Here is a 25178-nt window from a genome sequence, read left to right as displayed (position 1 = left end):
GTTGGATGTCCAACCTCGGTAGGGCGGGTGGGACTCGAACCCACGACCCAAGGATTATGAGTCCTCTGCTCTAACCGGCTGAGCTACCGCCCCTGGCCACCGACGGATGGCTTGTGCCCGGTTCAGCCCGGAATCAACCATTTCCGCGGTAGACGCGAAACGTCTCCGGGGCGGCAGCCGCGGAGACGTTGTCGTGCGCTCCCGCAATAGGACTCGAACCTATAACCTGCCGGTTAACAGCCGGCTGCTCTGCCAATTGAGCTATGCGGGATCGGTGCTGTTCGCTCGGCCTTGCGCTGGTGAGAACCCGGGGCCTTGCGGAGACCAACCTTAGCGCATCCAGGGGGGTGCTCCGCCACTCGGTATGCCGCGCGGGTCGGAGGGCGGCGAGGCACCGTGGCTGTCGCCGTTGTGCTGGCATCGCGGCAGTCTGTCGTCGCGGTCTTAGCGGCGCCGGGGCTGTTTTGGGGGCAAGTCGCTGTGGGCTAGGCGGCGGAAGCGTGGGCGGTTACCGGTTAGGCAGCACGGGGTGCGGGTAGTCGCGGCTCGTCGACGTCTTTTGATTGCTGGGAGTGGTGATGAAGGCCAAGATCAGCTTCGTCGGCGGGATGGTGCTCGGGCTGCTGGCCGGAAGCAAGATCGGCCCACGGCTTTACGAGCGAGTCTCCGCCATGGTGTCTTCGCTCGCGGCGGATCCGCGGGTGCGGTCGACGGCGTCCAGCGCCGGGGATCGTGCCGCGCATGTCGCAAAGAACGCCGGGGCATCGGCCGCCCACCAGGTGAAGCACGCCGGTGAAGCGGTGACGCACCGGTTCGGCGACCGGTTTAGCAGCGTCAAGCACTCTGCTGGGTCGAACGGATCCGGGCAGCACATGAGTCGCTTCGACGAGGACCCGCTCGCAGACTGAGTGACGCAACTGGGTGATGGAACCGAGTGGCGGATGAGTGGGCAGGCAGGCTCGCGAAGTAGGTGGGCGCTGTGGCTGGCGCCGGACGTGCGTTAGCTGGGTAGTGGGCGGTAAGGAACGAGGCTCGGAGGAGACTCCGGGCCTCGTTTGGGTGTGTGGGCAGTGCGTGCGTGATCAGCGTGAGGTGGTCAGCTGGCGGCTTTGGGGTCGATGGGAGGCGTTGAGGCTGGTCAGCGCAGGTAGTCCTTGAGCTGGTCGGCGTACGAGTGGCCGCGCAGCTTCGCTAGCGTCTTGGCCTCGATCTGACGGATCCGCTCGCGCGTTACGCCGAACGTGCGTCCGATCTCCTCCAGCGTGTGCGGTTCACCGTCCGTGAGGCCGTAACGCAGCTGCACGACGCGCTTCTCGCGCTCGCCGAGCGTCGAGAGCAGCGTGTCCAGGTGCTCGCGCAGCATCATCACCGCGACCGAGTCCGCCGGCGAGACGGCGTCCGCATCCTCGATCAGGTCGCCGAGCGCCACGTCGTCCTCTTCGCCGACCGGTGCGTGCAGCGAGACCGGTTCTTGGGCGAGCCGCAGGACCTCGACGACGCGCTCCTCGGGCACGCCGAGGACGTCCGCTATCTGCTCGGGCGTCGGCTCGATCGAGTTCGCCTGGAGCAGCGCGCGCTGGAGCCGGACGACCCGGTTCATCAGCTCGACCACGTGCACCGGGACGCGGATCGTGCGCGCCTGATCGGCTAGGGCACGGCTCATCGCCTGACGGATCCACCACGTCGCGTACGTAGAGAACTTGTAGCCACGGGCATAGTCGAACTTCTCGACCGCGCGGATCAGGCCCAGGTTGCCTTCCTGTACCAGGTCCAGGATGGACATGCCGCGGCCGATGTACCGCTTCGCGATGGACACGACCAGGCGCAGGTTGGCCTCGATCAGCTTCCGCTTCGCCGCCTGGCCGTGCAGCACCAGGACGTGCAGATCGCGGCGGTCCTCGGGGCGCAGATCGAAGCAGTGCAGCAGCTTCTCGTCCGCGAACAGGCCAGCCTCCACGGCCCGGGCCAGCTCGACCTCCTCGACCGCTGTCAGCAGCGGGATGCGGCCGATCTCGCGCAGGTACTGGCGGAACAGGTCACCCGCGGGGCCGGCGGAGTCCGCCCAGGCGGCCACGTGGGCGTCGGCGGCCTCTTGCTCCTGCGCGGTCGGCTCCTCCTCGGCCTCGGTCTCGGCCAGCTCCTCCGGATCGGGCTCCCGGATGTCGCGGGCGCGGGCGCCGTCGGGCGTGGAGAGGGCGGCGTCCGGGGAGTCGGGGTCGGCCTCGGCGGCCACGTCGGAATCCTGGCCGGAGCCCGCGTCGGGACCGGAATCGATGACGGCGGGTTCCACCGTGTCGGTCGCGGCGTCCCGGTTGACCGGCAGCGGCATCACCCGGGCCAGCGGCAGCTCCTGGGTGTCGGCCAGCGCGCTTTCCGGCGGCGCGGTCTCGACTGCCTCTGCGGTTGCTTCGCGTGGCTGAGCGACCACGGACAGGAACCGCTCGCCGCGCTGCTGCGCGGGCTGCTGCTGGGTCCCGCCCGGTGTGGGTCCGACGATGACACGTGCGAGGGCGCCGTCCATACGAACTCCGTCCACTTCACCGGCCAGCGTGCCGAGCCGCCGAGGACCCCTTCGTCCTCACACGGTGCCCGAGCTCTCGGTCGCTGGCGTCTTGTGCACCGCGCCCCGCCGGATCGGCGGCGCGGTCGGTTCCACGCGGTGTGGATTCCACGACTCCTCCCCTACCCCGGCGCGCACCGTTTCGCGCCTCCCGACGGGCAAGAACTTCGACGAATCCATGGATTTGGCGGGGATACGCCAGGTATCGGCACGGTGACGGAAAGATGTCGAGCCGTGGCGCAGGCTGGCGCGCGAAATCACGGCCGCAGCGGCCAGTGGATCAAGCCTCGAGCGAGGAAAAAAGCTTGGCGCGGAAGATGTTCAGCTCGTTGAGCTCCACCGACAGCTTCAGGTATTCCTCGGCCTGTGCGACCGGATCGAGCCGCTGCAGACGGGAGAGCGTGGCGGCGCGGCGCTGCTCTACGGCGTCGATCCAGATGCGCGTGATCAGTTCGGTGGCGTAGCGGGCGTCGACGGATTGGCCGCCCTTGGCGTTCTCCCGCAGCATCAGCGGCTCGACGGCGAGCCGGTTGATCAGAGTTCGTACCGCATCGTCGGACGCGGCGGCGATCACGTTGCTTAGCCACTGCATCGGATCCAGCGCCGCCGATGCGCCTCCCGCCGCGACTATGGCTGCGTGCACGGCGGCGTAGGCGGGCGAGGTGAACTCCTCCGGGCCCAGTCCGTCGAACGCGCCGCCCGCCAGCTTCGGGTACTGCAATGCCAGCTTGAGCGCTTCACGCTGGCGACGTGAGGCCGGGTCGGTCGGCGCGAGGAAAGGGTTGGGGGCTGCGGCGGTCGAGGACGCTGCGGACGGCGATGAAACGCCGCCGGTCGGTGCGTAGGCGGCACCGGTTGCGGAAGGTTGCGGACGGGAGCCGGTTGCACGGGCGGCGGCGCGGTTCACCGACGGCGCGGCACGGCGGACTTCTGAGAGCACGAGCTGCACGTCGTCGATCCCCAGCCAGCCGGCCAACCTGCGGCCGTATTCGGGGCGCAGCGCGGGGTCGTGGATCGAGGCGACGATGGGCGCGGCGGAGCGCAAGGCACGCACCCGGCCCTCGGGCGTCTCGAGGTTGTGCTCGCCCAGCCTGGCCTTGATCGCGAATTCGAACAGCGGGATCCGCGAGGAGATCAGGTCCCTGACGGCCGCGTCGCCGCGGGCGATTCGCAGCTCGCACGGGTCCATGCCGTCCGGCTGCACGGCCACGAAGGTCTGGGTGACCCAGCGCTGGTCCTCCATGAACGCGCGCAGCGCCGCCTTCTGGCCCGCCGAGTCGCCGTCGAAGGTGAACACGACCTCGCAGCCGAGGTACTGGTTGCGGTCGGCCAGCAGCCTGCGCAGGATCTTGATGTGCTCCTCGCCGAAGGCGGTGCCGCAGGTGGCGATCGCGGTGGTCTCGCCGGCCAGGTGACAAGCCATCACGTCGGTGTAGCCCTCGACGACGACGGCGCGCTGCTCCTTGCCGATCTCCTTGCGGGCGAGGTCGAGACCGTAGAGGACGGAGGACTTCTTGTAGAGCGGAGTCTCCGGGGTGTTGAGGTACTTGGGGGAATCCTTGTCGTCGGAGAGCCTGCGGGCGCCGAAGCCGATCACCTCGCCGCCGATGTCCGCGATCGGCCACACGAGGCGGTCGCGGAAGCGGTCGATCGGGCCGCGCCGGCCTTCGGAGGCGAGGCCGCCGGTGAGCATCTCCTTGTCGGTGAAGCCGCGGCCGCGCAGATGCCGCACCAGCGCGTCCCAGCCGCCGGGCGCGTATCCGACGCCGAAGCGTTCCAGCGCCGCGGAATCGAAGCCGCGGCCGGTGAGGAAGTCGCGGCCGTGCTTGGCCGCGGGCGTGTCGAGTTGCTCGCGGTAGAACTCGGCGGCGACGCGGTGCGCCTCAAGCAGTCGGGCGCGTTCGCTGGTCTCGGTGCGCTTGGTGTAGCCGCCCTCGGCGTACCGCAGCTCGATGCGGGCGCGTTTGGCGAGGTGCTCGACGGCCTCGTTGAAGGAGAGGTGTTCGAGCTTCATCAGGAACGAGATGACGTCGCCGCCCTCGCCGCAGCCGAAGCAGTGCCAGAGCCCGCGGGCGGGGGTCACGTTGAACGAAGGCGACTTCTCGTCGTGAAAGGGGCACAAGCCCTTGAGGTTTCCGCCGCCGGCCGAGCGCAGCTGGATGTGCTCGCCGATCACATCGGCCACTCCGGACGCGTCGCGGACGGCCTTGACGTCCTCGTCCCTGATCCGCCCGGCCATGGTCGGGATTCTACGCGGCGGCCCCGACAAGGCGACGGTGCAGCCGCTGTGCCGAGCCGTCGGTGAGGGAGGCGATCTGATCGACCACGACGCGCAGCTTCGCGGCGTCGTCCGGGGCCTCGGACCACCAGGTCTGGAAGGGCGGCTCGAGTTGGTCCGGGCGCTCGGCGAGCAGGGCGACCAGTTCACGGATCAGGGCCGCCTGCTGCTTCCGTAGCGCGAGGGCGGGTTCGGTCTCCATGACGTATCGCGCTGCGACGGCCTTAAGCACGGCGTTCTCTAGCCGGATCGGGCGCGGTACGACGAGCTGTGCGTTGTACCGCGTGTGCGGCCCCGGTCCGAACTCGGCGCGGGTCTCGTGCACGACGGCGAGGCAGAAGCGGCCGATCAGCTCGCTGGCCGCGCGCTTGAGTCGGGCTTGGGCGGAGAAGGACCGGTCGTACTCGGCGGGCCACCACTCCACGGACTGGAGCCGGTCGAGAGCGGCGGCCAGTTCGGCGGGCTCGGCGTCGGGGGCGTAGCCGCGCGAGCGCTCGAACAGTGCGGCGCGTTCCTCGTCGATCAGCAGGACCTTCGGATCGACGTGCCCGGCGTAGATCGCGTCCTCAAGATCGTGCACGGAGTAGGCGACGTCGTCGGACCAGTCCATGATCTGCGCTTCGAAACACTTAACCGGCTCGGGTGGGGCGCCTATCCGCAGCCATGAGAACACAGGCAGATCGTCGGCGTACGCACCGAACTTCGCGGTATCGGGACGGCGCGGCCACGGGTACTTGGTTGCTGCGTCAAGCAGGCCACGGGTCGGGTTGAGTCCGGCGGAACGGCCGTCGGCGCGGACCACCTTGGCTTCGAGGCGGGTGAGGATGCGTAGGTTCTGCGCATTGCCCTCGAAACCGCCGATCGCGCCGGTGACCTCGTTGAGGGCGCCCTCGCCGGTGTGGCCGAAGGGAGGGTGGCCGAGGTCGTGCGCGAGGCAGGCGGCCTCGACCAGATCGGGGTCCGCACCGAGCGAACCGGCCAGTTCCCGGCCGATCTGGGCGACCTCCAGCGAGTGGGTCAGCCGGGTGCGCGGGAAGTCGGACTCGCCGGGCGCGACCACCTGGGTCTTCCCGGCGAGGCGGCGCAGGGCGAGGCTGTGCAGGACACGCGCGCGGTCACGTTGGAAGGGGGTGCGTTCGCCTCCGGTGCGCTTGAGTTCACTGGCCGGTTCGACGGCGTAACGCTCGACGTCCGCGTCGCCGTAGCCCGGCACGCTGATGCCCTGTGTCATGGATCAACGGTAGTGCGCACAAGGTCGGCCGAGCACGGGTTAGCCGTCGGAAGAGCCGAGTTACACCACCGCAACGCCTCGGAAACGGCCCGTGGCTACCGTGGCCAGGTGATCACGATCGAGCCGGTGCCGGCGGACGACGAGGAACTGGCCAAGCTGCGCCAGGAGCTGCGCGCCGATCTCAACGCGCGCTATCCGGATCTCGGCGCGGACAGCGACGATCATCTGACCGAGGGCATCCGCTTCCTGCTAATGCGCGATGAAGGCGCCGCGATCGGATGCTGCGCGCTCCAGACGAATCCCGACTCAGGGCTCGACGGCCTCGAACTCAAGCGAATGTACGTCGTGCCCACCTCGCGCGGCACCGGAGCCGCGAGCCGGCTGCTCGAAGCGGCTGAGGCGCTGGCCCGGGAACTGGGAGCGCCGCGCATCTATCTGGAGACGGGCACCGAGCAGCCAGAGGCGATCCGGTTCTACGAACGCGGCGGGTACACCGGCATCCCGCTGTACCCACCCTACGTCGACTCGGCGCGGTCACTCGCCTACGAGAAGGTGTTCGGGGCCGTATAGGACCCGAACACCCGCGCCTCGATACGGGACCGACTGCGATCGCGGAGCGCAGGTTAGGCGCTCGCGCTTTCCTCCCGCTTCTGCTGCACCGCGGCGCGCGCCGCCTCCAACCGGGCCACCGGGACGCGGAAGGGTGAGCAGGAGACGTAGTCCAGGCCCACGTTGTGGAAGAAGTGCACCGAGTCCGGGTCGCCGCCGTGCTCGCCGCAGATGCCCAGCTTCAGGCTCGGGCGCGCGGCCTTGCCCTCGGTCGCGGCGATCTGCACCAGGCGGCCGACTCCGCCGCGGTCCAGCGTCTCGAACGGGGAGACGCCGAAGATGCCCTTGTCCAGGTAGGCGCTGAAGAACGCGGCCTCGACGTCGTCGCGGCTGAAGCCCCAGGTGGTCTGGGTCAGGTCGTTGGTGCCGAAGGAGAAGAACTCGGCGGCCTCGGCGATCTGGCCGGCGGTCAGGGCCGCGCGCGGCAGCTCGATCATCGTGCCGATCAGTGCCCTGATGTCAGCTCCGGTGGTCTCGCGCACCTCGTCGAGCACCGCGCGGGCCTCCTCGCGGATGATCTCCAGCTCCTGCACCGCGCCGACCAGCGGCACCATGATCTCGATCCGGGCCACCCCGCCGGCCTTGGCGACCTGCGCCGCGGCCTCGGCCAGGGCCCGCACCTGCATGATGAACAGACCCGGCACCACCAGGCCGAGGCGCACTCCGCGCAGGCCGAGCATCGGGTTGGCCTCGTGCAGCTTGTGCACCGCCTGCAGCAGCCGCAGGTCGCCCTCGTGCTGCTCGCCGCGCGCCTCCGCGACGGCCACGCGCACCGACAGCTCGGTCAGGTCGGGCAGGAACTCGTGCAGCGGCGGGTCCAGCAGCCGCACGGTCACCGGCAGCCCGCCCATCGCGGTGAGGATCGCGACGAAGTCGTCGCGCTGCATCGGCAGCAGCTCCTCGAGCACCTTGTGCCGCTCGGAGTCGTCCTCGGCCAGGATCAGGCGCTCGACCAGGGCGCGGCGCTCGCCGAGGAACATGTGCTCGGTGCGGCACAGTCCGATGCCCTGCGCGCCGAAGCGGCGGGCGCGGGCGGCGTCCTCCGGGTTGTCCGCGTTGGCCCGGATGTAGAGCCGGCGGCGCTCGTCCGACCAGGTCATGATCCGGTGCACGGCCCGCACCAGCTCGCCGGCCCGCGGCGAGTCGGCGCCGAGCCTGCCTTCGAAGTACTCCACGACCGGGGAGGGGGCGACCGGCACCTCGCCGAGGTAGACGGCGCCGGAGGTGCCGTCGATCGAGATCAGGTCACCCTCCTCGACGGTGATCCCGCCCGGGGCGGTGAACCGGCGCGCCTTGGTGTCCACGTCCAGCTCTTCGGCGCCGCACACGCAGGTCTTGCCCATGCCGCGGGCGACCACGGCGGCGTGCGAGGTCTTGCCGCCGCGCGAGGTCAGGATGCCTTGCGCGGCGATCATGCCATTGAGGTCGTCCGGGTTGGTCTCGCGGCGGATCAGAATCACGCGCTCACCGGAGCGCGACCACTTGACCGCCGTGTAGGAGTCGAACACCGCCTTACCGACCGCCGCGCCCGGAGAGGCGTTCATCCCGGTGGTGATGCGCGTGTGCTGCCCGCGAGTGTCGAACTGCGGGAACATCAGCTGCGCCAGCTGAGCTCCGTTCACCCGCGCGACCGCCTCGTCCGGGTCGATCACGCCCTCGTCCACCAGGCTGGTGGCGATCAGGAACGCGGCGGCCGCGGTGCGCTTGCCCACCCGGGTCTGCAGCATCCACAGCTTGCCGCGCTCGATGGTGAACTCGATGTCGCACAGGTCGCGGTAGTGGCCCTCCAGGGTGGCCATGATGTCCATCAGCTCGCGGTACGACTTCGGGTCGAGCTCTTCGAGCTGCTGCAGCGGCACGGTGTTGCGGATGCCGGCGACCACGTCCTCGCCCTGGGCGTTGGCCAGGTAGTCGCCGTAGACGCCCTGCGCGCCGGTGGCCGGGTCGCGGGTGAAGGCGACGCCGGTACCCGAGTCCGGGCCGAGGTTGCCGAACACCATCGAGCACACGTTGACCGCGGTGCCCAAGTCGTGCGGGATGCGCTCCTGGCGGCGGTAGAGCTTGGCCCGCTCGGTGTTCCAGGAGTCGAACACGGCCCGGATGGCCAGGTCCATCTGCTCGCGTGGCTCCTGCGGGAACTCCCGCCCAGCGTGCTCGCGCACGATCTGCTTGTACGACTCCACCAGCTCGCGCAGGTCCTGCGCGTCCAGGTCGAGATCACTGGTGACGCCCTTGTTCTTCTTCGCCGCGTCGATCGCGTCCTCGAAGTGCTCCCCGTCGATGCCCAGCACCGTCTTGCCGAACATCTGGATCAGCCGCCGGTAGGAGTCCCAGGCGAACCGCTCGTCCCCGGCCACGTTCGCCAGCCCCTGGACCGAAGAATCGGACAAGCCGATGTTCAGGACGGTTTCCATCATCCCGGGCATGGAGAACTTCGCCCCGGAGCGCACCGAGACCAGCAGCGGGTCCTCGCTCGCGCCCAGCTTGCGGCCCATCCGCTCCTCGAGCGCGGCCAGATGCTCGGAGACCTCGGCGCGCAGGCCCTCCGGCTCGTCGCCATCAGCCAGGTACGCGCGGCAGGCCTCGGTGGTGAGGGTGAACCCAGGCGGCACCGGCAGTCCGAGGTTGGTCATCTCGGCGAGGTTGGCCCCCTTGCCGCCGAGCAGATCCTTGAGATCCTTATTGCCCTCGGTGAAGTCGTAGACGTACTTGGTCGTCCGAGTCGCCGCAGCGGTCGGCGCAGTATCGATCGGCACGTGAGGCTCCCTGAAGCTCAAACGCGTGCGAGATGAGAATGGACGCCGACCCGCACGACCGACGCCCCTCTTGGTTGTCATCGACAGTACCGGCTGGTCACGGCACTGTCAGCGTGAGACCGGCCACCCTGTGGATAACTCTCCTCGGATCGGCCGGACGGCCCAGTATCGATGCCCTGAACTGCGGCGGCGAAACGACGGGCGATCCCGGGCCGCCGCCCGAAAAGCGGCGAGGCCGGGAGCATGTCCAGCTCCCGGCCTCTGAGTGTGCCGCCCAATTGCTCGCACCGGCACGTTTAAAGGGCACGAGTCACCTTTACAACGCTGCGCTCTGCCTATTGAGCTAGCGCCGCATGCAGAGCGGCGCGCGGGGGTCGAACCCGCAACCTCAACGCAATTGCCCGTGTCCGGTCGATCCGGCGCTCGGCGGCGAATGCTGAATCTGGAGCGAGAGTCTGAGATTGAGCCGGGGCTGCCTCTACCCGTTGGGCTATCCCGGCGCGTGTGCCGGGAGACGGACTCGAACCGTCACTGGACCCCGGAGTTCAGCTTCGGCTTCAGCGTCAGCTTGCGCTCCTAGCGCATCCCTCCCGCTCGCACGGGAGGGAGTCTGTGTTATCCGAAAAGGTAGCCGAAGACCGCGTCACCGATGTGCTGGTCGGTCACGGTCGTCCCGTTGGCCTCTTCGCGCGCGAACTTGACCGCGTTCTGCAGCGTCTCGACCCGCTCAAGCAGTTCGTTGACGCGGCTGGCCGGCAAGGCGCCGGAGAACTTGACCGTCGTCCAGTACCCGACCGGGACGTCTTCGTAGTACACCTCGACCTGCGCCGGATGCTTCTCGGTGGCCTCCGCCTTGACGTGGTTGCGCGGCACCTTCTTGGTCTTGATGGTGCGCACCGGTTCGGTCTTCCACGAGTCGCTGGACGGGTCGTGCACCCAGGACTCGGCGGCGTCGAGGACCGGCAGCTTCTTGACGAAGGTGTGCAGGTCGGTCAGCTGCTTCTCGAGGAAGAGCAGGTAGCTGACCGGGACGTCCTTAAGCAGCGCGCGGCCGTCCACGGTCACGTCGGCCTTCGCGGTGCAGTTCGCCCAGTCCTTGGTGGCCGTGACGTCGAACAGGCGGGTCAGCGTGGCGGCGGTCTGCCGCAGCACCTCCTCGGCCTTGATCTGCACGCGGGTGGACTCGGGCGGCAACTGCTCGCCTTCCTCGTCCTTCGGCTGGTACGTGCGGGAGATGCCGGAAAGCAGCGCGGCCTTCTGTACCGCGTGGTGCGCCTCGGTCAACTCCTGGAAGGACTTGCTCTTAACGCCCTTCTCCACGGCGATGATCTGATTGAGCTTCGTCATGAGACCCCGCCCCCTCTCGACTACCTGGCTTTTCGCTGCGGGAACGTTAGCATCAGCGGTCGAATGCGCGCGCCCGAGTTTCGCCGGCGGTCGAGAGTCCGTCTCGGTTCGGGGCCGTGTCAGCCGCCGGAATCCTCGGTCTCGGCGCCGGTGGGCGGGGTCGGATCGTCAGGGTTCTCCAACCATCCGTAGGGCAGCGTGACGCGGCGTTCCGAGGCGTGGCTGCGTCCGCGCGGCGAGCCCTCGTTGGCCTGGGGCCAGGGCTGGGTGTGGTCGAGGCGGGCCAGCAGTTCGTCGAGTTCGGCGAGGTTCGAGGCCTGGGCCAGCTTGCCGCGCAGTTCGGAGCCGACCGGGAAGCCCTTGAGGTACCAGGCGACGTGCTTGCGGAACTCGCGGACTCCGTGGTCGGACCGGTGCATGGCGACCAGGCCCTGCGCGTGGCGGCGCATCATCGCGGCGACCTGGCCGAGGTCGGGGCGCACCGGCTCGCCGCCGACGAAGGCCGCGGCGAGGTCCGCGAACAGCCACGGGCGACCGAGGCAGCCGCGGCCGACCACGACGCCGTCCGCGCCGGTCTCGGCCATCATGCGCAGCGCGTCGGCGCCTTCCCAGATGTCGCCGTTGCCGAGGACCGGAATGCCGCTGATCTCGGCCTTGAGCTTGGCGATCCGGTCCCAGTCGGCCTCACCCGAGTAGCCCTGGGCTCCGGTGCGCGCGTGCAGTGCCACGGCTGCGACGCCCTCGTCCTCGGCGATCCGGCCCGCTTCGAGGTACGTCTCATGCTGCGGATCGATGCCGACGCGCATCTTCACGGTCACGGGCAACGCGCCTGCGTTACGCACCGCGGCGCGCACGATGTTGCGGAACAGAACGCGGTGGTACGGAAGGGCGCACCCGCCTCCGCGCCGAGTGACCTTAGGGACAGGGCAACCGAAGTTCAGGTCGATGTGGTCGGCGAGGTCTTCCTCCGCGACGATGCGCACCGCCCGGCTGACGTAATCCGGGTCCACTCCGTACAGCTGCACCGAGCGCGGCTGCTCGTTCGGCTCGAAGTGGATCATCTTGCGGGTCTTGGGGTTGCGCTCGACCAGTCCGACCGTGGTCACCATCTCGCACACGAACAGCCCGGCCGGACGTTCGGCGGCCGGTTCCGGCACGCGGCTCTCCGCCTGCTCGCGGCACAACGCGCGAAACGGCGGGTTGGTGATGCCCGCCATCGGGGCGAGAACCACCGGCGGCCAGACCCGATAGGGGCCGATCGCGAGCGGCTGGTGCGCTACGGGCATCTAATAGACCTCGGATGCTGGGTTTTGGACGGGCGTTGAACCGATCCATTGTCCCAGACTCCGGTCTGCGCTTGACCGTGGAAGGGTGGTAGCCGTGCTGGCATTGGGCATCGACATCGGTGGCTCGGGGATCAAGGCCGCCCCGGTGGACACCGAGACCGGAGAGCCGACCGCCGAGCGGTTCCGGTTGGAGACGCCTCGGCCGGCGCTTCCGGAAGCCGTGGCGGAGAAAGCCGGCGAGGTTGCCGCGCACTTCGCCTGGAGTGGGCCGGTCGGTGTCACGTTCCCCGGCGTCGTAACGCGCGGCACGGTGCGTACCGCGGCCAACATGGAGCCCGAGTGGATCGGCGTCGACGCGGCAGCCCTATTCGCGCGGGTGCTGCGTGGTTATGGTGACCCTTCCCAGGGCGACGGCGTATCGCAGGGGCCGGGCGCCTTGGCGCCACGGGTGCTCAACGATGCCGACGCCGCCGGTGTAGCGGAGATGGCGCATGGTGCCGGCCGCGGCCGCGACGGCGTGGTGTTGATGCTGACGTTCGGCACCGGGATCGGATCGGCGCTTTTCGTCGATGGCCTACTGGTGCCGAACACCGAGTTCGGGCACCTGGAGATCCGCGGTAAGGACGCCGAGCGACGCGCCTCCGCCCGGGTGCGTGACGAGAAGAAGCTGAGCTGGGAGAAGTGGGCCAAGCGGGTGCAGGAGTACCTCTCCCACGTGGAGGCGCTGTTCAGCCCGGACCTGATCATCGTCGGCGGCGGCGTGTCGAAGCACGCGGACAGCTTCCTGCCGAGGCTGAAACTGCGAGCCGAGATCGTCGCGGCGCAGCTTGCCAACACGGCGGGCATCGTCGGTGCGGCGATGGCTGCGGTAACGGCGCCTACCGGTGCCCAGGGCGGTCAAGGAGTGGTCGAGAGCAACCTGATCGCCGCCGAGGACACCGCTGCAGCAACGGAAATCCCCACGCCCTAGTAACGCGCCCTCAGGCACTATTGGTTCGTGTTCAGCCGCATATGACTACCCTTGGCGGGCAGTTCACTACGCTGAGCGATTCGGGCACACGGGGACTGGGGACTGGTGAATGACGTGGCGGGCCAGAGGTCTGTGCGAAGAACGGCGGCGGCATTGCTGATGCTCGCCCCGCTGGGTGCTGTCGCGGGTTGTGCGTCCGCACCCCGGCCGACACCGGATATGAGCCCGACTGCGGTGGCGGCGCCGCTCGATGAGCGGATCACGCTGCCTACCACGATGGGCCTGGCCTTTAAGCATCCACGCCCGACGAACAAGATCGAGCATCAGGTGCTCTACACGGTGCAGCAGTCGGTGCGTGCTCAGCTGCACGCCGAGTACGGCAGTGGCGCCAACGACCCGCTGCTCTCCGCGTACTGGTCCGGTGCCGCGCTGACGGCCATAAGGCATGACGTGTCGGCCTGGTCCGGGAAGCATCAGCAGCCGGTCGGCGTGCTCGTCGTGTCGAACATGACTTACTCCCCGCCCAACGCCGCCGGGAAGGCGACCGTCTCGTTCTGCACGAACTGGCGCCACGTCATGCGCGGCGACGCGAAGACGCACGTCGTGGGTCCTGCGGTGCAGCGGCCGAATACGCCGGGCACCTTCACCACGCTCACGCTGACCCGCTCGTCCGACGGCCGGTGGAAGGTCTCGGACATGACCGAGGCCGGACGCTCGCCGAAGTGCCCGGCCTCGAAATGACGCCCCAAGACCCTGCCTTGATACAACACCGTCTCAGCGTGATCCGACAGTCTCAGCGTGATCCGCTACGGTCCGCCCATCTGATCTGACGGTCCGACAGATCAACATCCCGTCGGTCCGCAGCTCAGCGGCCTGTCAGCAGCCGATCAGCCGGGCGCCGAGGTACGACTCGACCTGGTCGAGCGAGACCCGCTCCTGCTCCATCGTGTCGCGCTCGCGAACCGTCACCGCGTTGTCCTCCAGGGTGTCGAAGTCGACCGTCACGCAGAACGGCGTGCCGATCTCGTCCTGGCGGCGGTAGCGGCGGCCGATCGCCTGCGCGTCGTCGAAGTCGACGTTCCAGTTGCAGCGCAGCGAGTCGGCCAGCTGCCGGGCCTTCGGCGAGAGGTCGGCGTTGCGCGAGAGCGGCAGCACGGCCACCTTCACCGGCGCGAGCCTGCGGTCGAGCTTGAGCACAGTGCGCTTCTCCATCACGCCCTTGGCGTTAGGCGCCTCGTCCTCCGTGTACGCATCGATGAGGAACGCGAGCATGCACCGGTTAACGCCTGCTGCCGGCTCGATGACGTACGGCGTGAACCGCTCGTTGTTCGCCTGGTCGAAGTAGGACAGATCCTGCCCCGAGTGCTTCGAGTGCGTGGTCAGGTCGAAGTCGGTGCGGTTCGCGATGCCCTCGAGCTCGGAGAACTCGCTGCCGCCGAAGTTGAACCGGTACTCGATGTCCACGGTCCGCTTCGAATAGTGCGACAGCTTCTCCTTCGGGTGCTCGTAGAAGCGCAGGTTGGCCGGGTCGATGCCGAGGCCGGTGTACCAGTTGAAGCGCTCCTCCAGCCAGTACTCGTGCCACTTCTCGTCCTCGCCGGGCTTGACGAAGAACTCCATCTCCATCTGCTCGAACTCGCGGGTGCGGAAGATGAAGTTGCCCGGGGTGATCTCGTTGCGGAAGGACTTGCCCATCTGGCCGATGCCGAACGGGATCTTCTTGCGCGCGGTCTCGAAGACGTTCTTGTAGGACACGAAGATGCCCTGCGCCGTCTCCGGGCGCAGGTAGTGCAGGCCGGAGCCGTCCTGGACCGGGCCGAGGTGGGTGCTGAGCATCCCGTTGAACATCTTCGGCTCGGTGAACTGGCCCTTGTTGCCGCAGTTGGGGCAGTTGACGTCGGCCAGGCCGTGCTCGGGGGCGTGCTTGTGCTTGGCCTCGTACGCCTCCTCCAGGTGGTCGGCGCGCCAGCGCTTGTGGCAGGAGAGGCACTCGGTCAGCGGGTCGGCGAACTCCTTCACGTGCCCGGAGGCCTCCCAGACCTCGCGGGCCAGGATGACCGAGGAGTCGAGCCCGACCACGTCCTCACGGCCGCGCACCATCGACTGCCACCACTGGCGCTTGACGTTCTCCTTCAGCTCCACGCCGAGCGGACCGTAGTCGTAGGCGGCGCGGGAGCCGCCGTAGATCTCGCTGGAGGGGAAGACGATGCCGCGCGCCTTTGCCAGGCGGACGATGGTGTCGATCTTGTCGGCGGGCACGGTGTGCTCTCTTGTCTGCTCTGTTCGCCATCACACCCGGCTGGTGTGCGGTCAACCAAGGGGGAAAGCGTACCGAGGGTGAGCGCCGGGTTGCCAACGCGTTCCACGCGGCGGGCTGGAGCGCGAGGCACGGGTGTGGTGTACGGCCATACGCGTCCGGCTGCGCTCACCGAGCGAGTGGTTACGCCGTCGGGTGCCACGGCGGTCTGGGAATAACACAATGGTCCCGGAATAAAGCACCGGCTCCGCCCGTTCGGCCGAGCGCGTGGAAAGACGCGCGATGGCACAATGGCTCGGGCGCGCGCAGCCGCACCAGGGGTAGTTTTGGGGGAGATTCACCCGTAGCAAGGAGTACCGGCGATGAGCGAGACCGAGAGCAGCGGGCTGCGCCCGTCCGTGCCCGCACCCGGCCGTTCGACCCGGCAGCGGGCCGCGGTGACCGCGCTCCTGGAGGAAACCGACGACTTCCAGTCGGCGCAGCAACTGCATGACCGGCTCAAGCACCGCGGTGATTCGGTGGGCCTGACCACGGTGTATCGCACCCTCCAGTCGCTCGCCGACGCCGGTGCGGTCGACGTCGTACGCACCGACGACGGAGAAGCCGTCTACCGCAGATGCACCTCAGGCAGTCACCACCACCATCTGGTGTGCCGCAGCTGCGGTAAGACGGTAGAGGTCGAGGGACCGGCCGTAGAGTCCTGGGCCGACCGGATCGCCGCCGAGCACGGGTTCACCGACGTCGCTCACACGCTGGAGATCTTCGGTACGTGCGCGCAGTGCGGTGAGCGTTAGCAGCGGCGTCCGGCCGACACGTCTCATCGCTGTCGTACACCCAGCGTTGGTACGCAAAGGCGTTAAGCGGAGCGCTCCCGCTCCTTGATCCAGACCATGCCGCGGCCCGATTCGTTGGGCGCGTGGATTCCGTCGTCCTCGATCCGGTCGAGCCGGTAGCCGAGCCTTCTGGGGACGGCGGCGCTGCGCGTGTTGGCCTCGTCGCAGTGGATCTCGACCCGTTCGATCCCGTCGAATTCGAGCAGGATCCGGGTCAGCTCGCGGGCGGCGCGGGTGATCACGCCCTTGCCGGTGTGCGCGACATGGCACCAGTAGCCGATCTCCAGGGCCCCCGGACCGAGGCGGTCATGCGCGCCTATCGCGCCGAGAACCGTCCCGTCCGCGGCGTCGAAGATGCCGTAGTTGAAGCTGTCCTTGCCGAGCCACCCGTCGCCGCGCAGCTCGTCCCAGGCGCGCTGCCCCTCCAGCGTGGGCGGCTCGGGAATCCAGGCCATCCACGCGTGCAGATGCTCATACGATGCGCTGATCGCCTCGAAACGGGCCTGAAGGTCGTCCGCGGTCCAGCGGCGCAGGACCAGGCCCTCGACCTCGATACGCTCGGGTGGTCCGACGTCGGGGGCGAGGGCCGGCGGCAGCGTCTCTTCTGGTGGCAGCGTCTCTTCCGGCAGAGTCTCTTCTTCTGTTCCCATTGACCGAGCATGTCCGGGCTTTGCTCAGCCCCGCAACGGATTAAGGGCGACCGGGTTACGGAGCCGCCCTCGGGCTACCTGTTCGTCAGCGCGGCGACCTCGTCGTCCAGCGAAGGTGCCGGCAGCGCGGCGGCGAACTCGGCGATCGCATCGGTCAAGCGCAGTTCGGCGTCGGGGGCGAGTCCGTAACGCAGCGGCGGGTGGCCAGGCTCGGCGGGGCCGCTGACGAAGGCGGAGTCGAGCAGGAACGTGCCCGACACCACGTGTCGCGCCCCGAGGGCAGCCAGCACCGGCCGCAGCGCGTAGTCGACCGCGAGCAGGTGCGCGAGCGTGCCGCCCGTGGCCAGCGGAAGGACTGCCTTGCCGCGCAGACCGTGCTGCGGCAGCACGTCCAGCAGCGCCTTGATCACGCCGGTGTACGAGGCCTTGTAGATCGGCGTCGCGATGATCACACCATCTGCTTGGGCGACTTCAGTCAGTACTCCGCTTATCTGAGGATGCCTGGTGTCTGCGGCGAGCAGTTCGGCAGCGGGCAGGTCGCGTACCGCAACGTGCCGTACCTGATAGCCGCGGTCGGCGAGTAGGTCGAGTGCGCCGCGTACCGCAGCGACGGTTCGGGACGTGCCGGACGGACTTCCGCTCAGGGCCAAGACTGTGCTCACAGGTGATCTGCCTTCCGGGAAGGTGTGGCGCGCCGACGGCAAACCGGAACCTGATAACCAGGGTTTTGTCGGCGCGGGAGTTGGCGCGGGATGAAAAGAGAAGAGGGCACGGCACGGCGGTGTATTCACCGCCGGACCGTCGTGCGGATCTGTCGCGCGGGCTTACCGCGAGGCGCAACAGACGGCGCTGGCCTGCCGTCGCAGATCGACGTGCAGGCGGGCCACAAGGCGCACGCCGGAAGTCATGACTCAACTTTCGCAGGACGCGGTAGGCACGTCAATGCGCAAAGGGCTATTTCTCGCCGAAAGTTATACGCCAGGAATGCGGCGGGAATTTCGGAGAGTTTGAATTAATTGCCCGTCAGACGACCGCGTTGGGAATAGCGCCGCCGAAACGGCGGTCCCGCTCCGCGTAGATCTCGATGGCCCGCCACAGGTCGCGCCGGTCGAAGTCCGGCCAGAGCGTGTCGAGGAACACCATCTCCGCGTAGGCGGACTGCCACAGCATGAAGTTCGACGTGCGCTGCTCGCCGGAGGAACGCAGGAACAGGTCCACGTCCGGCAGGTCAGGTTCGTCGAGGTAGCGGGCCAGCGTGCGCTCGTCGATGCGGTTCGGGTTCAGCTTGCCGGCTACCGCGTCACGCGCCATGGCCGCCGCGGCGTCCGCGAGTTCCGCGCGGCCGCCGTAGTTTACGCACATCGTCAGCGTGAAGCGGTCGTTGTACTTGGTGCGCTCCTCGGCCATCTCCAGCTCGTCGATGACGGACTTCCACAGCCGCGGACGCCGCCCGGCCCACCGGATGCGCACGCCGAGCTCGTCCATCTCGTCGATCCGGCGGCGGATCGTGAGCCGGTTGAAGCCCATCAGCCAGCGCACCTCGTCCGGCGAGCGCTTCCAGTTCTCGGTGGAGAACGCGTACGCGCTGATGTGCGTCACGCCGATCTGTACCGCGCCCTCGACCACGTCAAAGAGCGACTTCTCGCCCTCTTCATGGCCATTGATGCGCGGCAGGTTGCGCGCCTTGGCCCAGCGCCCGTTGCCGTCCATGACGATCGCGACATGCTTGGGCACCAGCTCGGCCGGGATCTTCGGCGGCTCCGCGCCGTCCTTGTGCGGCTTCGGGTCGCGGTACGTCCGCGGGCCGCGCGGGTCGGTCGAAAAGGCCGATTGGATCTTGCGTCGCACTTCGCTTCCCTTACCGTTCCACCAGTCGCAGCGACCTTAGCCCACGCTCGACGTGCCACTGCAGGTAGGCCGCTACCAGCCCGCTGCCCTCGCGCCGATGCCGTTCCTCGCTCGCGTCCGCGGTCTCCCACTCCCCCGCGAGCAACGCTCCGAGCAGGTCGAGCGTGGCTCGCTGCGGTACCGCAGAGGCGGGCGGCTTACACGAAGGGCACACCACTCCCCCGGCGGGCACGGCGAAGAAGCGCCAGGGTGCGTCATCCGCCGGTTCGGCTCCACACTGCGCACAGTCGTGGAACGAGGGTGCGTAACCAGCCACAGCCATCGACCGCAGTATGAACGCGTCGAGCACCAAGCCCGGCGCGTGTTCTCCCGCCGTGAGCGCGCGCAGCCCGCCGAGCAGCAGCAGGTACTGCTGGACGGCCGGCTCGCCCTCGGCGTCCGTGAGGCGTTCGGCCGTCTCGAGCATCGCGGTGCCGGCGGTGTAGCGGCTGTAGTCGCTCACGATCCGCTCGCCGTACGGCGCGATCGTCTCGGCCTGGGTGATCATGTCGAGCGAGCGGTTGTGCTTGGAGAAGACCTGGAAGTCCACGTGCGCGAAGGGTTCGAGGCGGGCGCCGAACTTCGAGGTGGTGCGCCGCACGCCCTTGGCCACCAGCCGGACGCGGCCCTGCTCGCGGGTCAGGATCGTGATGATCCGATCCGCCTCACCCAGCTTCTGGGTGCGCAGGACGATCCCGTCGGCGCGATGCAGGCTCACCCGCTGATTCTCGCATGTCGCGCGCGGTCTGCGGTTCCCTGTGGCCCTTCTGCACGCAACCTCCACACCGAGCCGACCAGACGCAGCATCGATCGGTCTAGCCGAGCCGCGTTACCGCACAACACAGCCGCCGACGCCACACACTCGGTGACATCGGCGGCCGGGTCGTTCGGCTCTCGTTGCGTTACGCGCGGGCGGCCTGCTCGGCGAGAGCAATGACGCCCGCGGTGTGGGTCGCCGTCATGCCGAGCGACGCGCCGGTCGAGACCAACACCTGGCGCTCCAGGTCGGTGAGCGGGCCGTCGGCGAGGGCGACCCGGGCGGCCGCGCCGAGCAGCGACTCCTTGCCGGTGTCGGCCAGCTGCGGGCTGAGCGAGGCGTACAGCTGCGAGAGGTCGCCGGGGACGACGTCGAGGTCGGCGGTCAGGCTCTCGTCGGTGTAGGAGGGCAGCCCGGCGCGGCCGACCTCGGTGACCGCGGCTTCGCGCGCGGCGGGCGACTGGATGGAGCCGGTCCGCAGCACGTGCACGATGGTGCCCCGCGCCGCGTCGATCAGCAGCGCGGACAGCTGGCTGGAGGTCGGCCGGCTGAGCACCGAGTCGGTGAACGAGGTCTGGCACACGTCGCAGCGGATCTGCTCGCCGAGGACCGCGGCCGGGATCATCGGAATGTAGTACAGGTGGAACCAGCGCCTGGCCTGCCGGCGCTCGTAGGGGCGGTCGCCGCCGCAGCGCGGGCAGAAGAAGGTGCCGTGGTCGAGCACCTTGAAACGGACCTTGAACCCCCAGATGAGGAAGAACACGGATTTACCCCCTGTGCGCGAAGAATGTGGGCCGGCGAGCACGTCGGGCGCGGTCGCAGCGGCCGCGCCCGACGAACTGAGATCAGTCGCGCCCCGATGACGCGACCCGTCAGCGTATTGGTTGCGACGGCGGTGTGGGAAGGGATCGCCTACCTTAAGCGCCGCGGGACGTCCATAAGGGTTCGATGGCACGCCCCAGCCAAGCAGGGGATGCGAAGGGTTATCGCACCGCGCGGTTGACCGCGGATACGACTGCCTTCAGCGAGGCGGTGACGATGTTCGCGTCAATGCCTACGCCCCACAGCACGCGGTCGCCGATCGCGCACTCCACATACGCGGCCGCCTTCGCATCGCCGCCCGCGGACAGTGCGTGCTCGGCGTAGTCGAGGAACCGCATCTCGACGCCGAACCCGGTCAGTGCACTGACGAACGCGTCGATCGGGCCGTTACCGGTCGCCTCGACGGTCTGCTTCGCGCCGTCGACGACCAGATCCACCGAGAGCACGTCCTTGCCGTCGCTCGACGCCTCGTTGCGGTGCCCGGCGAGCCGGAACCGGCCCCACGGCGCGTCGTCCACCGGCAGGTACTCGTCGGCGAAGACCGCCCACATCTGCGCCGGGCTGACCTCGCCGCCGTCCGCGTCCGTCTTGGCCTGGACCACCTGCGAGAACTCGATCTGCAGGCGGCGCGGCAGATCCAGCTGGTGGTCGGTCTTCATGATGTAGGCGACGCCGCCCTTGCCGGACTGCGAGTTGACCCGGATCACGGCCTCGTAGGTGCGGCCGACGTCCTTCGGGTCGATGGGCAGGTAGGGCACCGCCCACAGAATCTCGTCCACGGTCTTGCCGGCCGCGGCAGCGTCCCGCTCCAGGTGCTCGAAGCCCTTCTTGATCGCATCCTGGTGCGAGCCGGAGAAGGCCGTGTAGACCAGGTCGCCGCCGTAAGGGTGCCGCGGGTGAACCGGCAGCTGGTTGCAGTACTCGACGGTGCGGCGGATCTCGTCGATGTTGCTGAAGTCGATTTGCGGGTCGATGCCCTGGGAGAACAGGTTCATGCCCAGGGTCACCAGGCATACGTTGCCCGTGCGCTCGCCGTTGCCGAACAGGCAGCCCTCGATGCGATCGGCCCCGGCTTGGTAGCCCAGCTCCGCGGCCGCGACTGCGGTACCGCGGTCGTTGTGCGGGTGCAGCGACAGGACCACCGAATCGCGGTACTTCAGGTGCCGGTTCATCCACTCGATCGAGTCGGCGTAGACGTTCGGGGTCGCCATCTCGACGGTGGCCGGCAGGTTGATGATCACCTTGCGGTCCGGGGTCGGCTGCCACACGTCGTTGACGGCGTCGCAGACCTCGACCGCGAAGTCCAGTTCGGTGCCCGTGTACGACTCCGGCGAGTACTCGAACAGCACCTCCGTCTCAGGCATCTGCTCGGCGTACTTGCGGCACAGCCGCGCGCCCTCCACCGCGATCTCCTTGATGCCCTCGCGGTCGAGGCCGAAGACGACCCGGCGCTGCAGGGTGGAGGTGGAGTTGTACAGGTGCACGATCGCGCGCTTGGCCCCGCGGATCGACTCGAAGGTCCGCTCGATCAGGTGCTCGCGGGCCTGGGTCAGGACCTGGATCACCACGTCGTCGGGGATCCGGTCCTCCTCGATGATCTGCCTGATGAAGTCGAAGTCGGTCTGGCTGGCCGCCGGGAAGCCGACCTCGATCTCCTTGTAGCCCATCCGCACCAGCAGGTCGAACATCTCCAGCTTGCGCGCCGGCGACATCGGGTCGATCAGGGCCTGGTTGCCGTCACGCAGGTCTACCGCGCACCAGCGCGGGGCCTGGGTGATGACCTTGTCCGGCCAGGTGCGATCGGGCAGTGCAATGGGCGCGAAGGGTACGTACTTGCGGATCGGCATGCCAGAGGGCTGCTGTGCCGTGTCCGGATAGCCGGCGCCGGGATTGCCGCTCACGGTCGCTTGCTCGGTCATGTTGCTTGGTCTCCATCGCCTGTCGGGGGGAAACGACCGGCGGAAAGACGAAACGAAAGCAACGACCATCACCGCGGCGGGGGTGCCGGTCTGTGGTCTACAGACCCCCGCCGCGGCAGGTAAGAAGCAGCCGCTTGGCGTACATAGGAAACCCACCGTAGCCGACCGTGGCGGGCGACGGCCACCCCGACCCCGCCGACGTCCACCATCCGGACACGGCCGCGAAGATCGCAGCGAGGGCCAGCCGCGGCCCGGCGATGGCGCCCGGGGATGAAATATCACAACTTCATGAGCGTTTCTCCTCGATCAGCGGGCCGTCACGCTGTGAGATGGACCCGTGCGCGGCCTCTTCGCTCCCACCTGCGCGCCTCGCCAGTGGCGGGTGACGGCGCTGGAGCTCGGGCCGGGCGGATTGCCCGCGGCCGAGCTCAGCTGGCTGCTGGCCTGCCAGAACGCCGCGGACCTCGCGGATCGTCCGGGCGAGCCGCCGGCCAGCCCGGCCGAGCTGCGCGGACTGCTCGTGCCGCCGTACCGCGGGCGGCGGATGCTGTTCGCCGCGACCGACGAGGCCGGGGGCGCGGCCGGTTGGGCCAGGCTCGGGCTGTACGAGGCTTTTCACCGGGAACTGGCACACGCCGCGATCACTGTGCATCCCTCGGCGCGGCGCTGCGGTGTCGGCTCCGCATTGCTCGATGCGTTAACCGAGGCGGCTCGTGCCTTGAACCGGTCACGTCTGGTGCTCGACGCGCCGCGTACGCGTGCAAGTGAGGCGTTCGCCGCACGGCATGGTCTGTTCATCGCGGGGCGCGACCTTCGCTCCCGGCTGGACCTGCGCGGTATCGAGCTTCGGCGCGGTGCCTCCCACGAGCGCGTGACCGCGATCGTGCAGGCGGTCGAAAGTCCGCAGCACTCCCGCAGCAGGCATGCGCGCCCGGCCCCCGATGACGGATTCGTGCCGCTGCATTGGAAGAGCCGCTGCCCGGATGATTTCCTCGCCGGCTACGTCAAGGCGCTCGACTGCCTGCATGCCTCACCGACGACGGCGGTTCCGATGCCGGCCGGAGCGGCGGTGCCCGCGGCGTCGAAAGTGTCCGCCGTGTCCACCATGTCCGCCGGGCCTGGCGGGCCCGCGGCGGAGCCCACGCCCTCGCCTACTCCATTCTCGCCGTTCACCTCCGCCGAGGTCCGCCACCGCGAAGAAGCCGCGATGCTAGCGGGGCTGCGCGAGTACACGGCCTGCCTGATCGATCGGGCCACCGGCCGCATTGCAGCGCTCTCCAGCGCGCACACTGCCGACGGCCTGCGCGGCGAGCAGAACGAGACCGTCGTGGTGCCGGAGTACCGCGGACGCGGGTTGGCTGTGCGCGTCAAAGCGCAGCTGATCAGGGAACTGCTGGCCGCAGAGCCATCGTTGACGATGCTCGATACCTACAACGCGGTGGACAACCACCGGATGCTGGCCGTGAACCGTCGCCTCGGCTTCCGCCCGATCGACACGCACGCCGCGTGGACGCTGAACCTTTAACGCAGACCACGCGCGGCGTAACGCGCCGCGGTATTGCCTAAGCGCTCTAGAACCCCAGCCGCTGCAGCTGCTTCGGATCCCGTTGCCAGTCCTTCGCGACCTTCACGTGCAGATCCAGGAACACCGGGGTACCGAGCAGCGCCTCGATCTGCCGGCGTGCCCGTGTCCCGACGTCGCGCAGCCGTGAGCCGCCGGTGCCGATGACGATCGCCTTCTGGCTCTGCCGCTCTACGTACAGCACGGCGTGCACGTCCAGCAGCGGCTTGTCCTTGGGTCGGCCCGAGCGCGGCAGCATCTCCTCGACGGTCACTGCGAGCGAGTGCGGCAGCTCGTCGCGCACGCCCTCAAGCGCCGCCTCCCGGATCAGCTCGCCGACCATCACCTGCTCGGGCTCGTCGGTCAGCTCGCCGCCGGGGTACAGCGGCGGGGAAACCGGCAGCTGCGCGGCCAGCAGATCGGCCAGCAGCCCGACCTGGTCGCCGGCGACCGCGGAGACGGGGACGACGTCGGCCCACTCGATGCCGACCTCCTTGCCCAGCTCGACCACCTCGAGCAGCTGCTCGCCGACCGCCTGCTTGCCCGCCGCCGCGTCGGTCTTGGTGACGATCGCGATCTTCGGTGTGCGGCGCACCTCGGCCAGCTGTCGGGCGATGTACATGTCGCCGGGCCCGATCTTCTGGTCGGCCGGGATGCAGAAACCGATCACGTCGACCTCGGCCCAGGTCGCCCGCACCTGGTCGTTCAGCCGCTCGCCGAGCAGCGTGCGCGGCCGGTGCAGTCCTGGGGTGTCTACGAGCACGAGCTGGGCGTCCGGCCGGTGCACGATCCCGCGCACCGTGTGCCGGGTGGTCTGCGGCCGGCCAGAGGTGATGGCGATCTTCGCGCCGACCAGCGCGTTCGTCAGCGTGGACTTCCCGGCGTTCGGCCGCCCGACGAAGCAGGCGAAGCCGGCCCGGTACCCCTCCGGCATGTCCGAGTAAGAGGTCGGAGTCGGCGAGTCCGCCACCCGCGCCCGCCCGGCCGCGGTCGGCGCGGGCTCGGTGGAGCGCACCGAGTCGGCCGTCGTGCGCCGCTCCGCCTGCGCGATGGACCGGTTACGCCGCTTCTCCGCGGCCTTGCGCTCGGCATCCCGCTGCTGCGCGCCACCGCGGGCGGCGTTGCGGGAGGCTTTGGCGCGGGGGCTGGAACTGCGGCGCGGCTCAGTCATGCCCGCCATTCTCCCGCATCCGGGCAGCCCGCACCGACCAGCCGCATTCACGGCTCCGCCAGCGCCCGCCGACGCAGCTGGTGCAGTCGGCGCCGGAAGTTCCGGCGCCGACCGCAGACGTTCTCGTGTTCCTAGCGAACCCGGCGGCGCCTTACCGGCCGCGCAGCTTGCGGTAGCGCTCGATCAGGCTCGTCGTCGACGAGTCGTGCTCGCCGTGGGCGCCGCCCTCGGCCAGCTCGGGCTCGATCTTCTTCGCCAGCACCTTGCCGAGCTCCACGCCCCAC

At 68.9% G+C, this 25178-nt stretch carries 22 protein-coding genes and 2 tRNA genes; 6 read left to right on the top strand and 18 right to left on the bottom strand.

Annotation, left to right across the window (positions count from 1 at the left end):
- Nucleotides 1–19: 19 nt before the first annotated feature.
- Nucleotides 20–93: transfer RNA gene (locus VFA06_RS24145), tRNA-Ile, on the bottom strand.
- A gap of 105 nt (nucleotides 94–198) precedes the next feature.
- Nucleotides 199–271: transfer RNA gene (locus VFA06_RS24140), tRNA-Asn, on the bottom strand.
- Nucleotides 272–578: 307 nt separating this feature from the next.
- On the opposite strand from VFA06_RS24140, the gene VFA06_RS24135 reads away from it, so the two are divergent.
- Nucleotides 579–908: a hypothetical protein gene (locus VFA06_RS24135; protein WP_324842994.1), complete on the top strand. Its 330-nt coding sequence runs from the start codon at nucleotides 579–581 to the stop codon at nucleotides 906–908.
- A 230-nt stretch (nucleotides 909–1138) separates the two neighbouring features.
- Here the strand turns inward: VFA06_RS24135 and VFA06_RS24130 are convergent, their stop codons facing one another.
- The 3 genes from VFA06_RS24130 to VFA06_RS24120 all read right to left on the bottom strand — a co-directional run bounded on the left by VFA06_RS24130 (nucleotide 1139) and on the right by VFA06_RS24120 (nucleotide 6069).
- Nucleotides 1139–2521 (bottom strand): RNA polymerase sigma factor, encoded by a 1383-nt coding sequence (locus VFA06_RS24130; protein ID WP_324842993.1) that lies wholly within the window; start codon nucleotides 2519–2521, stop codon nucleotides 1139–1141.
- Between the two features lie 319 nt (nucleotides 2522–2840).
- Nucleotides 2841–4799 (bottom strand): DNA primase, encoded by a 1959-nt coding sequence (dnaG, locus tag VFA06_RS24125; RefSeq protein ID WP_324842992.1) that lies wholly within the window; start codon nucleotides 4797–4799, stop codon nucleotides 2841–2843.
- A 10-nt stretch (nucleotides 4800–4809) separates the two neighbouring features.
- Entirely contained in the window at nucleotides 4810–6069 is a 1260-nt protein-coding gene (locus VFA06_RS24120) for a deoxyguanosinetriphosphate triphosphohydrolase (protein WP_324842991.1), read from the bottom strand.
- Nucleotides 6070–6177: 108 nt separating this feature from the next.
- Here VFA06_RS24120 and VFA06_RS24115 point away from each other — a divergent pair, with 108 nt between their 5' ends.
- On the top strand, nucleotides 6178–6639 hold the full coding sequence (locus VFA06_RS24115) for a GNAT family N-acetyltransferase (RefSeq protein ID WP_324842990.1): 462 nt from the start codon (nucleotides 6178–6180) through the stop codon (nucleotides 6637–6639).
- Nucleotides 6640–6692: 53 nt separating this feature from the next.
- On the opposite strand, the gene ppdK is transcribed toward VFA06_RS24115, so the two are convergent.
- From ppdK to dusB, 3 genes are all read right to left on the bottom strand, one after another.
- Nucleotides 6693–9515 carry a pyruvate, phosphate dikinase gene (gene ppdK, locus VFA06_RS24110; RefSeq protein WP_414639955.1) on the bottom strand — a complete coding sequence of 941 codons (2823 nt, stop codon included), beginning with the start codon at nucleotides 9513–9515 and terminating at the stop codon, nucleotides 6693–6695.
- A 534-nt stretch (nucleotides 9516–10049) separates the two neighbouring features.
- On the bottom strand, nucleotides 10050–10781 hold the full coding sequence (locus tag VFA06_RS24105) for a hypothetical protein (RefSeq protein WP_324842988.1): 732 nt from the start codon (nucleotides 10779–10781) through the stop codon (nucleotides 10050–10052).
- Nucleotides 10782–10900: 119 nt separating this feature from the next.
- Nucleotides 10901–12067 (bottom strand): tRNA dihydrouridine synthase DusB, encoded by a 1167-nt coding sequence (gene dusB / locus VFA06_RS24100; RefSeq protein ID WP_324842987.1) that lies wholly within the window; start codon nucleotides 12065–12067, stop codon nucleotides 10901–10903.
- Nucleotides 12068–12161: 94 nt separating this feature from the next.
- Between dusB and ppgK the strand changes: the two genes are divergently transcribed.
- Both ppgK and VFA06_RS24090 read left to right on the top strand, forming a co-directional pair.
- Nucleotides 12162–13037, top strand: coding sequence for a polyphosphate--glucose phosphotransferase (ppgK, locus tag VFA06_RS24095; protein ID WP_349260327.1), 876 nt, complete (start codon nucleotides 12162–12164; stop codon nucleotides 13035–13037).
- 219 nt (nucleotides 13038–13256) lie between these two features.
- Nucleotides 13257–13778, top strand: coding sequence for a hypothetical protein (locus VFA06_RS24090; RefSeq protein WP_324842985.1), 522 nt, complete (start codon nucleotides 13257–13259; stop codon nucleotides 13776–13778).
- Between the two features lie 135 nt (nucleotides 13779–13913).
- Here VFA06_RS24090 and VFA06_RS24085 read toward each other — a convergent pair whose 3' ends face one another.
- Nucleotides 13914–15296, bottom strand: coding sequence for a glycine--tRNA ligase (locus tag VFA06_RS24085; protein ID WP_324842984.1), 1383 nt, complete (start codon nucleotides 15294–15296; stop codon nucleotides 13914–13916).
- Nucleotides 15297–15656: 360 nt separating this feature from the next.
- Between VFA06_RS24085 and VFA06_RS24080 the strand changes: the two genes are divergently transcribed.
- On the top strand, nucleotides 15657–16088 hold the full coding sequence (locus VFA06_RS24080) for a Fur family transcriptional regulator (RefSeq protein ID WP_324842983.1): 432 nt from the start codon (nucleotides 15657–15659) through the stop codon (nucleotides 16086–16088).
- A 62-nt stretch (nucleotides 16089–16150) separates the two neighbouring features.
- On the opposite strand, the gene VFA06_RS24075 is transcribed toward VFA06_RS24080, so the two are convergent.
- The 7 genes from VFA06_RS24075 to leuA all read right to left on the bottom strand — a co-directional run bounded on the left by VFA06_RS24075 (nucleotide 16151) and on the right by leuA (nucleotide 22162).
- Entirely contained in the window at nucleotides 16151–16777 is a 627-nt protein-coding gene (locus tag VFA06_RS24075) for a GNAT family N-acetyltransferase (protein ID WP_324842982.1), read from the bottom strand.
- 74 nt (nucleotides 16778–16851) lie between these two features.
- A complete protein-coding gene (ssuE, locus tag VFA06_RS24070) occupies nucleotides 16852–17439 on the bottom strand; it encodes an NADPH-dependent FMN reductase (protein ID WP_324842981.1) in 588 nt (195 codons plus the stop codon).
- 162 nt (nucleotides 17440–17601) lie between these two features.
- Nucleotides 17602–17685, bottom strand: a complete 84-nt coding sequence (locus VFA06_RS25995) for a putative leader peptide (protein ID WP_349260326.1) — start codon at nucleotides 17683–17685, stop codon at nucleotides 17602–17604.
- Nucleotides 17686–17800: 115 nt separating this feature from the next.
- Nucleotides 17801–18625 (bottom strand): isoprenyl transferase, encoded by an 825-nt coding sequence (locus tag VFA06_RS24065; protein ID WP_324842980.1) that lies wholly within the window; start codon nucleotides 18623–18625, stop codon nucleotides 17801–17803.
- Between the two features lie 10 nt (nucleotides 18626–18635).
- Nucleotides 18636–19382 (bottom strand): DNA repair protein RecO, encoded by a 747-nt coding sequence (gene recO, locus VFA06_RS24060; protein ID WP_324842979.1) that lies wholly within the window; start codon nucleotides 19380–19382, stop codon nucleotides 18636–18638.
- A 184-nt stretch (nucleotides 19383–19566) separates the two neighbouring features.
- The gene (locus VFA06_RS24055; RefSeq protein WP_324842978.1) at nucleotides 19567–20184 is read right to left on the bottom strand and encodes a hypothetical protein; all 618 of its coding nucleotides are present in this window, start codon (nucleotides 20182–20184) and stop codon (nucleotides 19567–19569) included.
- 220 nt (nucleotides 20185–20404) lie between these two features.
- Nucleotides 20405–22162 (bottom strand): 2-isopropylmalate synthase, encoded by a 1758-nt coding sequence (gene leuA / locus VFA06_RS24050; protein WP_324842977.1) that lies wholly within the window; start codon nucleotides 22160–22162, stop codon nucleotides 20405–20407.
- 337 nt (nucleotides 22163–22499) lie between these two features.
- Here leuA and VFA06_RS24045 point away from each other — a divergent pair, with 337 nt between their 5' ends.
- The gene (locus VFA06_RS24045; protein WP_324842976.1) at nucleotides 22500–23687 is read left to right on the top strand and encodes a GNAT family N-acetyltransferase; all 1188 of its coding nucleotides are present in this window, start codon (nucleotides 22500–22502) and stop codon (nucleotides 23685–23687) included.
- Nucleotides 23688–23733: 46 nt separating this feature from the next.
- Here the strand turns inward: VFA06_RS24045 and era are convergent, their stop codons facing one another.
- Nucleotides 23734–24657, bottom strand: coding sequence for a GTPase Era (era, locus tag VFA06_RS24040; protein ID WP_349260325.1), 924 nt, complete (start codon nucleotides 24655–24657; stop codon nucleotides 23734–23736).
- Between the two features lie 388 nt (nucleotides 24658–25045).
- Nucleotides 25046–25178, bottom strand: a 133-nt coding sequence (locus VFA06_RS24035) for a hypothetical protein (RefSeq protein ID WP_349260324.1), incomplete at its 5' end; no start/stop codon positions are given.

The sequence above is a fragment of the Actinocrinis sp. genome (assembly GCF_035653575.1).
Lineage (GTDB): Bacteria > Actinomycetota > Actinomycetes > Streptomycetales > Catenulisporaceae > Actinocrinis.
This window is presented reverse-complemented; position numbering and strand designations above follow the sequence as displayed.